This window comes from Tsukamurella asaccharolytica (assembly GCF_007858435.1).
GTDB classification, from domain to species: Bacteria; Actinomycetota; Actinomycetes; order Mycobacteriales; family Mycobacteriaceae; genus Tsukamurella; species Tsukamurella asaccharolytica.
The window spans coordinates 555526-566418 of the sequence record NZ_VIGW01000003.1; the positions used below are offsets into that span (position 1 = coordinate 555526).

The following is a 10893-nucleotide window of genomic DNA, read 5'->3' on the forward strand; positions in this document are numbered from 1 at the left end:
GAACGGGTCCGGTGAACGGTCACAGCGCCGACGCCGCCTGCGCGCGCATCTCCCAGAACAGGATCTCGGTTTCGTCCTGCACGGCGCGCAGGGGCAGTTCCCCCGAACCGACGGTGCGCAGTGCGTCGCCCTCCGCGAGTCGGTCGTCGCCGACGTCGACGGCACCCGACACCACGAAGAGATGCCCGTAGGGCGCGGGCGGCAGCGCGACGGATTCCCCCGCCGCCAGCCGGGCCGCGTACAGGGCCGCGGCGTCGTTGCCGATCGACACCGCCGGTGAGTGCCCCGCGATACCGGAGGCCACAAGGACCAGGCCACGCCCGGCGAGCGGGACGTCGGCGGTGCGGTACTCCGGCTGACCGCCGGGCGCATCGGGCGGCAGCCACATCTGGATCACCCGAGCCACGACCCCGGTGGAGCGCGGATTCTGCTCGCGGTGGTTCACTCCGGTCCCCGCGCTCATCGCCTGCACCTGGCCAGCGCGGACCACCCCCGCAGCACCGGAGTCGTCGTCGTGGTGCACCTCGCCCGTGACCACCCAGGTGACGATCTCCGCGTCGCGGTGGAAGTGCCGGTCGACGCCCGAACCGGGGTCGACGAGGTCGTCGTTGTGCACGAGCAACTGACCATGAGCATTCGCCGCCAGGTCGAACTTGCCGGTGAACGGCATCGATTGCCGCGTGTACAGGCCGTCGCCGCGCCAATGCGTGCGATCGGCGGCCGGGACGATCCTGCTCGCGCTCACCCCGCCACCCTAGGCCGCCTACAGCGGTGCCGAACCGCGGACGTGCTCGAAGACCAGCGAAGTGTTGGTGCCGGCGACCTCTTCGCGGGCGCTGAGGTACTCGACCAGGCGGCGCAGGTCATCGGTGTCGACGGCGGCGATGTGCAGCAGGTAGTCGTCGCCGCCGGCGAGGAAGTAGGCGTCGATCACGGGCGGGAGATCGATCACGGACTCCACGAACTCCCGGATCCGGTTCCGGGCGGTCGAGCGCAGGGTCACCGCGATCATCGCGCGCAGCGGGCGACCCACGGCCGCGGGATCGACGTCGGCGTAGAAGCCGCGGATGACGCCCGCGTCGGAGAGGCGCCGCACCCGAGCGTGCACGGTGGACGGGGCGAGGCCGACCTCCTCGGCGAGCGCGGCGTTGGAGACCCGGCCGTCGCGCTGCAACACCAGCAGGATCCGCCGATCGGCATCGTCGAGCAGTGCTCGACGATCGTTCGAGGACGGCGCGCGATTCGCCGCCCTGGGGGAATATCCTTCACTCATCTTCCGACCTTCCGGAATTATCTTCCGCTGCCTTGCTAGCTCCTCGGTGTTTCTTCAGACTATGTGACATAAGCCACCTATCGCCTGACAGGAGCACACGATGCGCGTCGGAATCCCCACCGAGATCAAGAACAACGAGTACCGCGTCGCGATCACGCCCGGCGGTGTCGCCGAGCTCGCCCGCCGCGGCCACGACGTCCTGATCGAGGACGGCGCGGGCCTCGGCTCGGCGATCCCCAACGAGGACTTCGTCGCGGCAGGGGCGCGGATCGTCCCCACGGCCGACGATGTCTGGGGCGAGGCCGACCTCCTGCTCAAGGTCAAGGAGCCGATCGCCCCCGAGTACGCGCGGATGCGCGCCGATCAGACGATCTTCACCTACCTGCACCTGGCGGCCTCGCGCCCGTGCACCGACGCTCTCCTGTCCTCGAAGACCACGTCGATCGCCTACGAGACGGTCCAGCTGCCCGACGGCTCGCTCCCCCTGCTCGCCCCGATGTCCGAGGTCGCGGGCCGGCTCGCGCCGCAGGTCGGCAGCTACCACCTGATGCGCTCGGAGGGGGGCCGGGGCGTCCTCATGGGCGGTGTCCCCGGCACCGCGCCCGCGACGGTCACCGTGATCGGCGGCGGCGTCGCCGGTGTCAACGCCGCCCAGATCGCGGCGGGCATGGGCGCCGACGTGACGGTCTTCGATCTGGACGTTCGCAAGCTGCGCGCCGTCGACGCCCAGTTCGGCGGCCGCGTGCACACCAGCTACTCGACGTCGCTCGCACTCGAGGAGGCCGTCGTCGCGTCGGATCTGGTGATCGGCGCCGTCCTGATCCCCGGCGCCGCCGCGCCGAAGCTCGTCTCCACCGAGCTGGTGCACCGCATGCGCCCCGGCGCCGTGCTCGTCGACATCGCGATCGATCAGGGCGGCTGCTTCGCCGACTCGCGCCCCACCACGCACGACGACCCGACCTTCACCGTGGGCGAGACCGTCTTCTACTGCGTCGCCAACATGCCGGGCGCGGTGCCCCGCACGTCCACGTTCGCGCTCACCGGAGCCACCCTGCCCTACGTACTGCGCATCGCGGACCAGGGATGGAAGACGGCGTGCGCCGCGGACCCGGCGCTCGCCGCGGGCCTGTCCACGCACGACGGGGCGCTCCTCAACGCGGAGGTCGGAGCGGCTCTGGACATCGCATCGACGGCGCCCGAGACCGTTCTCGCCTGAGGCCGGCCTCACCGGCGACGGTTCACCATTCGCCGGCGTCGAAGTACTGTGCGAGGTTCGCCATGCGACGCTGCACCGCGGCCACCTCGCGCACACAATGCTCGAGGAGTCCGCGGTCCAGAGAGGGCAGACGCCGGATGGACAGGACGTCGCCCGGTGTACGACCCTCCGCCATCTGCTGCACCTGGTGCTCCATCCGCAGCCGCTCGAGAATCGAGAAGGCCTCGCGCAGCACCTCCGCGGAGTCGTCGGGCAGCACCGGCGAATCGGCGCCCGCCGCCAGCCGGTTGCGGGTTTGCAGCTTCGTCGAGCCTCGACTCAGCGCCGCCCACCGGGCGATGTTCACCACCGGCACCAACGCGTGCGTCTTGATATCGAAGGTGCCGCCGCGCAGCGAGATCACGTCGCGGACGGACCGCAGCCGAGCCTTCGCCGTCAGGGCCTCGCGGAGCATCAGCATGAAGGCACGGGGATGTTCCGAAAGGTGCTGGTAGACACCGGCCACGGGCTGCAGGGTCAGATCGCCCCAGACGGGCCGCCCGTCCACCAGCAGCGACGCCATCATCATCGCGTTGTTCGACAGCGGCGCATCGATCCATTCGCCGGCGGCGAACAGCCATTCCGACTCGGTCCGGCAGAAGCGGGCCTGCGCGGCGACGGCCCCGTTGGTGTCCGACGGGATTCCGCACTCCTCGAGCCGCGCGTGCACGGCTGCGGCCAGGGCGAGGGCGGCGGACCGTCGCACCTCGATCTCCACGGCGGACTCACCGGGGAGGTCCTTGAGGATGATCGCGCTGTCGACGTCCGAGCTGGGCACGACCTCGCGACGCGAGACGCTGCCCAGCGAGAGCCAGGTGAAATCGCTCGTCTTCAGCTCGGGGTGCACCGGCAGCTCGAGCTCGATGCAGCGGCGCACCATCGCCTCGATCGCGACCGCGGCGACGCCGGAGATGTGCCGGACCGGTGCCTGCTGGCCCCAGAGCACGGGGAAGATCTTCCGGATCGTCGCGCCGATCTCGGGCAGCTCCGCCGCCTCGGCGCGCTCGATCCGGCGCTGCAGCGCGAACGTCGAGGTGGTGGGCACCGTCAAGAAGTCCACGTCTTGCACTACTCCGCGCACCGCGGCCTGCTCGTCGAGCACCGCCATGTAATGCAGCTTCCGGTCGAGCATCTCGATGAGCACGTCGGAGGAGAGCGCGGACTCCGGGACGGCCGCCAATGGCGCCGTCATCACTGCAGTCACGGGGTCGGTCACGGGGCGCCCCACGGAGATCACGCGGGCGCGCAGGTCGTGGTCTGTGACGATGCCGAGGGGCTCCCGGGCTGCGTTCTCCACCACGATGTACCCGGACTTGGCCGCGGTCATCGCGGTGGCGGCCTCCTGCACGCTGACAGTCGGCGGGCAGACGACCGGTGGGCGCCGCACGATCTCCCCCGCCGTCCGCTCGCGGGCCTCGTCCGCGGCGACCGGGGCAGTGGGCCTGGCGAGTTCAGTGGCGAGGAAGGCCGCACCGGCCGGCGTGGAGAACATGTCGGCCACCGCCCAGGCGGGCAGTCGGAGCAGGACGACGTCGGAGAGCGCGACCGCGCGCGGCCCGCCCTTGGCTCCCACCAGGATCACTACGTAGCCGAAAACGCCACCGGGGCCGACCACCTCGTCGACGTCGCTCACCTCTGTCAGCGAGGTTGCCGGAAAGTTCCAGACTCCGACCCGGCCCGCGAGGACCACGAAGGCGTGATCGGGCGAAGCGGACAAACCGTCGAGAATCGTCGCGCCCTCGGGGAATTCGCTGATCGACGATTCAGCGGCCAGACGTGCGCGAACGTCGTCGGGCAGCCCGTCGAACGGAGTGTGCCCGGAGAGGAACGCGAACAGCTCCCCGAGGTCCGAGAAGTCGGTCATGGACCTATGTTTACACGCCGAGATCGAACGACATACCGAAGTCATCTCTCGGTAACGCGTCCGCGGAAGCGTTGCGAGGTCTACATTCCCATCGAGCGCACAACCCCATGCGCACCGATACGTCGAGGAGAAAGACTCATCCATGACGCGTTCCGTCGATAAGTTCGCGGCCGAGCAGGAGGGCTACAAGCAGACCCTCGGTCGGCGACACGTGCAGATGATCGCCATCGGCGGCGCCATCGGCACGGGCCTGTTCCTCGGCTCCGCCAGCCGCCTCAACAGCACGGGCCCGGCCCTGCTGTTCAGCTACGCCTTCGTGGGCGTGATCGCCTTCTTCCTGATGCGGGCTCTCGGCGAGCTGGTGTTGTACCGCCAGAGCTCGGGCGCCTTCGTCTCCTACGCCCGTGAGTTCTTCGGCGAGGCGGCGGCGTACGCCGCGGGGTGGCTGTACTGGATCTTCTGGGCGCTCACCGGCGTGGCCGAGCTCTCGGCCGTGGCGGTGTACATCAGGAAGTGGTGGGAACTGCCGAACTGGATCTCGGTGATCATCGCGCTCGCGGTGGTCCTGGTGATCAACCTGTTGTCGGCCCGGGCCTTCGGCGAGTTCGAGTTCTGGGCATCGGTGCTCAAGGTCGCCGCGATCGTCGTCTTTCTCGTCGTCGGCCTCGTCATCGTGGTCGGCCAGATCACCGTGGGAGAGGGCGATCAGGCACACAAGGCCGGCATCTCCAACCTCTGGTCGAATCCGGGCGGATTCTGGCCGCACAGCGACACCTTCGGATGGATAGCGCCGATCGTGGTGATGTCCGGCGTCGTCTTCGCCTACGCCGCGATCGAGATGGTCGGCATCGCCGCGGGCGAGATGCAGAACCCGCAGCGCGAGGTGCCCAAGGCCGTCAACTCGGTGATCCTTCGGATCGCGGTCTTCTACTGCGGCTCGATCTTCCTGCTCGTGTGCATCCTGCCGACCAGCCAGTACGGCACCCGCAACGCCGAGGGCGATCTCGAGTCGCCCTTCGTGACCGTCTTCGAGCGCATGGGCATCAGCTGGATGGCCGCCCTCATCAACGGTGTGCTCATCGTCGCCGCCATGAGCTCGCTCAACGCCGGCCTCTACACCACCGGCCGCATGCTGCGCAGCCTCGCCGCCAGCCGCGAGGCCCCCAGCATGTTCATGAAGATGAGCAAGTCGGGCGTTCCCGCCACCGGCATCGTCGTGACCTCGATCTTCTACGTGCTCGGCGCCGTCCTCAACGCGCTCGTCCCGGGCCACGCATTCGACATCGCACTGGAGGCGTCGGCCATCGCGGTGGTCGGCGTGTGGAGCCTGATCTTCCTGTGCCACATTCGCTACCGGAAGCTCTCCGACGCGGGCGTGGTGGCCAAGAGCCCGTTCCGCGCCCCGCTGGCGCCGTTCATGAGCTACGTCGGGCTGGTCTTCCTGGTGCTCGTCCTCGTCGGTATGGCGTACTCGGGCTACAAGTCCGACGGTGGCTTCTGGGACAAGACGAACCTCATCGTCGTCGTCCTGGGCATCCCCGCCTTCGTCGCGATCCTGGCGATCGGCTGGATCGCCGTGAAGCCGAAGGTGCTCGAGCACACGGGCGGCGATCTCGCGCCGACCTGGTCACTCAAGGACGCGCCCAAGAAGTAGTCCCGCCCGGAGCTTCCGCGTCGTTCACCCGCGATTCATCGTGTGCGATTACGTTGCCGCCATGACCACCCGCTCCCGCATCCTGTCCCGCGCCGCCGCCCTCGCGGCCGCCGTCACCGTCGCGCTGGGCGGCGGGGCGCTCGCCGCCCCGGTCTGGGCGGCACCGTCGGGCTCCTTCGACCTGCAGTCGCACCGCGGCGGGCGGGGCGAGCACACCGAGGAATCGCTGTACGGTTTCGCGCGGTCGCTCGAGCTCGGGGTGACCACTCTGGAGCTGGACATCGTGCTCACCAAGGACCAGGTCCCCCTCGTCTGGCACGATCCGACGGTGCAGGCGGACAAGTGCACCGACACGGCACCCGCGAAGCCCGGTGACCCGCAATTCCCGTACGTGGGCAAGACGATCCACGATCTCACCTACGCGCAGGTGCAGACAGTGGTCTGCGCGAAGAAGCTGGCGAACTTCCCCGCGGCGAAGGTCGTCGAAGGGAATCGGATCGCCACGCTGCCGCAGCTCTTCGACCTGGCCGCGCAGTACAAGGGCAACACCGTTCGGTTCAACATCGAGACCAAGATCGAGGCCGAGGAGCGCTCGAAGTCGGCGGAGCCGGCCGCCTTCGTCGCGCAGATCCTCGGCGCGGCCCGGCGCGCGGGCGTACTCGACCGGATCACGGTCCAGAGCTTCGACTGGCGATCGCTGCCGCTGGTGCGCGCGCAGGCGCCGTCGGTGCCGCTGGTCGCGCTCTACGACGCGACGACGTGGAAGAAGGGCTCGGCCTGGCTCGGCCCGGTCAGCTACGAGCAGTCCGGCGGCGACGTGGTGCGGGCGGTGAAGTCGGCGGGCTTCGACGTGCTCTCCCCCGACTACGAGCTGTCGGACGCCAAGACCGTCGCCGCCGCGCACGCCGCGGGCCTGAAGATCATCCCGTGGACGGTCAACGAGGAGAAGGACATGCGGGCCCAGCTCGCCCTCGGCGTCGACGGCATCATCACCGACTACCCCACGCGCCTGCGCGGCGTGCTCGCCGCGGAGGGTAAGCCGCTCCCCCGGGCGTTCGCGAAGTAGCCCCGGCGGGCGGCGTCAGTCCCGCCGCGCGGGGCTCTCTCAGCCCAGCCAGTTCCGGACGGGCGATGGGACCCCGCGCTTCCCGCGGTGCGGGCCGAGGACGGCACCGCCGAAGCGCTGCGAGAGCAGGTCCCGCGCGACGCGGTTCACGTCCGCCGCCGAGACCTTGTCGATCGCCGCCAGCGTCCGCGCGACGGTGCGCTGGTTCTGGTAGTTGATCTCGCTGCGGCCGATGCGGTGCATGCGGGACTGTGCGTCCTCCAGCCCCAGCACGAGCCCGCCGCGGAGCGAGCCCTTGGCCCGGGCCAGCTCCTCGGCGGTGAGGCCGTCGTCGCGGACGTCCTCGAGGACCTTCCGCGCGACCGTCGCCACCTCGCCCAGGCGGTCCGGAGAGCACCCCGCGTACACGGAGAACAGCCCGGTGTCGGCGTACGTGTCGACGGCCGAGTACACCGTGTAGGCGAGACCGCGCTGCTCCCGAATCTCCTGGAACAAGCGCGAACTCAGGCCGCCGCCGATCGCGGTGTTGAGCACCGACAGCGCCCACCGGTCCGGGTGGAACCGGCCGTAGGCCCGCGTGCCCGCGACGAGGTGCGACTGCTCCCCGTCGCGGTTCACCACCTCGAGCGTCGGCACGCCCGGTCGGCGGCGGACACCCGTGCGCACCGGGGCGGAGTCGGCGGCACCGTCGAGCCGGCCCGCGAAGGCCCTCCGCGCCAGCTTGACCACCTGCGCATGCGTGACGTTGCCCGCGACCGAAAGCACCATCCGCTCGGGCGTGTAGCGCCGACGGTGGAAGCCACGCAGCCGCGCAGCGGTCATCGCCGACACCGACTCCTCGGTGCCCAGCACGGGCCGGGCCAGCGGGTGATCGCCGAACAGGGCTGCGGTCGCCGCCTCGTTGACCAGGTCCTCGGAGTCGTCGTCGCGCATGGCGAGCTCCTCGAGCACCACCTCGCGCTCCACGTCGACGTCCGCGGGGCGGCACAGGCCGCCGAGGACGACGTCGGTCACCACGTCCACCGCGAGCTCGAGGTCGGTGTCGAGCACGTGCGCGTAGTAGCAGGTGTGCTCCTTCGAGGTGAAGGCGTTGATCTCGCCGCCCACGGCGTCCACCTCGGCGGCCAGGGACGCGGCGTCGCGGTGCGGCGTCGCCTTGAACAGCAGGTGCTCCAGGAAGTGCGCGGAGCCGGCGGAGGCAGGGTGCTCGTCGCGCGAGCCGACCGCGACCCAGAGGCCGACGGCGGCGGACCGGGACCCCGGCACCGTCTCCGTGACCACCCGCAGGCCGCCGGGCAGAACGCTACGACGAACGGGGGCACCCGATCCGGATACCCCCGTCCGCGCAGCCCGTGATGTCAGGCTGCTCAGTTCCTACTCCTCGCCCGTGGGAGCGGCGGCTTCGGCCGACTCCTCCGCCTTCTCATCAACAACGGGGATCAGGCTGATCTTGCCGCGCTCGTCGATGTCGGCGATCTCGACCTGCAGCTTGCTGCCGACGTTGACCACGTCCTCGACCTTGTTCACCCGCTTGCCGTTGCCCAGCTTGCTGATGTGGACCAGTCCGTCACGGCCGGGGACCAGCGAGACGAAGGCGCCGAAGGCCGTGGTCTTGACCACGGTGCCCAGGAAGCGCTCGCCCACCTTGGGCAGCTGCGGGTTCGCGATCGCGTTGATGCGATCGATCGCCGCCTGCGCCGACAGGCCGTCGGAGGCACCGACGAAGACGGTGCCGTCATCCTCGATCGAGATGTTCGCGCCGGTCTCCTCGGTGATGGAGTTGATCGTCTTGCCCTTGGGGCCGATGACCTCGCCGATCTTGTCGATCGGCACCTTGATCGTGGTGATCCGCGGGGCGTACGGGCTCATCTCGTCGGGGGCGTCGATCGCCTCGGCCATGACCTCGAGGATCGTGGTGCGCGCGTCCTTCGCCTGGCCCAGCGCGCCGGCCAGCACCTGCGACGGGATCCCGTCCAGCTTGGTGTCCAGCTGCAGGGCGGTGACGAAGTCGGACGTGCCGGCGACCTTGAAGTCCATGTCGCCGAAGGCGTCCTCGGCACCGAGGATGTCGGTCAGGGCCACGTAGCGGGCCTGGCCGTCGACCTTGTCGGACACCAGGCCCATGGCGATGCCCGCAACCGGGGCCTTGAGCGGCACGCCGGCGTTGAGCAGCGACATCGTCGAGGCGCAGACCGAGCCCATCGACGTGGAGCCGTTGGAGCTCAGCGCCTCCGAGACCTGGCGGATGGCGTAGGGGAACTCCTCCACCGAGGGCAGCACCGGCACGAGGGCACGCTCGGCGAGCGCGCCGTGGCCGATCTCGCGACGCTTCGGCGAGCCGACGCGGCCGGTCTCACCGGTCGAGTACGGCGGGAAGTTGTAGTGATGCATGTAGCGCTTGCTGGTCTCGGGTCCCAGCGAGTCGATCTGCTGCGCCAGCTTCACCATGTCCAGCGTGGTGACGCCCAGGATCTGGGTCTCACCGCGCTCGAACAGCGCGCTGCCGTGGGCGCGCGGGATCACGGCGATCTCGGCGCTGAGCGAGCGGATGTCGGTGATGCCCCGGCCGTCGATGCGGAAATGGTCGGTGAGGATGCGCTGGCGCACGAGCTTCTTGGTCAGCGAGCGGAAGGCCGCGCCGATCTCGCCCTCGCGGCCCTCGAACTGCGGGCCCACGGCCTCGAGCACCTCTGTCTTGACGACGTCGGTGGCGTTGTCGCGCTCCTGCTTGCCGGCGATCGACAGCGCGTCGCTCAGCTTCGCGGCGCCCGCGGCCTCGACGGCGGCGAAGACGTCGTCCTGGTACGCCGGGAAGAGCGGGAACTCGCCGGTCGGCTTGGCGGCGCCGGCAGCCAGCTGCTTCTGCGCCTCGCACAGCACGGCGATGAAGGGCTTGGCGGCCTCGAGGCCCTCGGCCACGACGGCCTCGGTGGGCGCGGTGGCGCCGCCCGCGATGAGCTCGATGACGTTCTCGGTGGCCTCGGCCTCGACCATCATGATCGCGACGTCGGCGTCCTTGCCGGAGCCCGAGACGATGCGGCCGGCGACGACCATGTCGAAGACGGCGCGCTCGAGCTGCTCGACGGTCGGGAAGGCGACCCATTGGCCGTCGATGAGCGCGACGCGCACGCCGCCGACGGGGCCCGAGAAGGGCAGGCCCGCGATCTGGGTCGACGCCGAAGCGGCGTTGATCGCGACCACGTCGTACAGATCCTGCGGGTCGAGCGACATGACGGTCACGACGACCTGGATCTCGTTGCGGAGCCCGTCGACGAACGACGGACGCAACGGCCGGTCGATCAGGCGGCAGGTGAGGATCGCGTCGGTCGACGGGCGACCCTCGCGACGGAAGAACGAGCCGGGGATGCGACCCGCGGCGTACATGCGCTCCTCGACGTCGACGGTCAGCGGGAAGAAGTCGAAGTGCTCCTTCGGGTGCTTGCTGTGCGACGTGGCCGAGAGCAGCATCGTCTCGTCGTCGAGGTACGCGGCCACCGAGCCGGCGGCCTGCTGCGCGAACCGGCCGGTCTCGAACCGGATGGTGCGCGTGCCGAAGGAACCGTTGTCGATGACGGCGACCGCTTCGGTGATGTCGTCGTCGAATTCGACCTGAGTGTTGTCCGACATGAAGTAGGGGAAAACCTTTCCTCGCGCGGTCCGTCCCCACCTGGCGGCGCGCATGCTGCGCGCGGCCGGAGTCGTTCGACATGGCGGCGGGGCGACGTGGGCGCGGTCATCGATCGAAGCCGCCGGACCCGCCCGTCGGTGACGACGGCGCTTC

The 10893-nt window shown here is 69.9% G+C and carries 8 protein-coding genes; 3 read left to right on the top strand and 5 right to left on the bottom strand.

Annotation, left to right across the window (positions count from 1 at the left end):
- Window positions 1-19 precede the first annotated feature (19 nt).
- Window positions 20-745, bottom strand: coding sequence for a pirin family protein (locus FK529_RS08905; RefSeq protein ID WP_231703001.1), 726 nt, complete (start codon window positions 743-745; stop codon window positions 20-22).
- Between the two features lie 18 nt (window positions 746-763).
- Window positions 764-1273, bottom strand: coding sequence for an Lrp/AsnC family transcriptional regulator (locus FK529_RS08910; protein ID WP_146560598.1), 510 nt, complete (start codon window positions 1271-1273; stop codon window positions 764-766).
- Between the two features lie 100 nt (window positions 1274-1373).
- Between FK529_RS08910 and ald the strand changes: the two genes are divergently transcribed.
- Window positions 1374-2489 carry an alanine dehydrogenase gene (gene ald / locus FK529_RS08915; protein ID WP_146560599.1) on the top strand — a complete coding sequence of 372 codons (1116 nt, stop codon included), beginning with the start codon at window positions 1374-1376 and terminating at the stop codon, window positions 2487-2489.
- Window positions 2490-2511: 22 nt separating this feature from the next.
- On the opposite strand, the gene FK529_RS08920 is transcribed toward ald, so the two are convergent.
- Window positions 2512-4392, bottom strand: coding sequence for a putative nucleotidyltransferase substrate binding domain-containing protein (locus FK529_RS08920; protein ID WP_158635081.1), 1881 nt, complete (start codon window positions 4390-4392; stop codon window positions 2512-2514).
- A 142-nt stretch (window positions 4393-4534) separates the two neighbouring features.
- Here FK529_RS08920 and FK529_RS08925 point away from each other — a divergent pair, with 142 nt between their 5' ends.
- Together FK529_RS08925 and FK529_RS08930 are read left to right on the top strand one after the other, a co-directional pair.
- Window positions 4535-6046 (top strand): amino acid permease, encoded by a 1512-nt coding sequence (locus tag FK529_RS08925; RefSeq protein WP_146560601.1) that lies wholly within the window; start codon window positions 4535-4537, stop codon window positions 6044-6046.
- Between the two features lie 61 nt (window positions 6047-6107).
- Window positions 6108-7112 carry a glycerophosphodiester phosphodiesterase gene (locus tag FK529_RS08930; RefSeq protein WP_146560602.1) on the top strand — a complete coding sequence of 335 codons (1005 nt, stop codon included), beginning with the start codon at window positions 6108-6110 and terminating at the stop codon, window positions 7110-7112.
- Between the two features lie 39 nt (window positions 7113-7151).
- Here FK529_RS08930 and FK529_RS08935 read toward each other — a convergent pair whose 3' ends face one another.
- A complete protein-coding gene (locus FK529_RS08935; RefSeq protein ID WP_146560603.1) occupies window positions 7152-8483 on the bottom strand; it encodes a M16 family metallopeptidase in 1332 nt (443 codons plus the stop codon).
- 3 nt (window positions 8484-8486) lie between these two features.
- Entirely contained in the window at window positions 8487-10739 is a 2253-nt protein-coding gene (locus FK529_RS08940; RefSeq protein WP_146560604.1) for a polyribonucleotide nucleotidyltransferase, read from the bottom strand.
- Window positions 10740-10893: the final 154 nt, after the last annotated feature.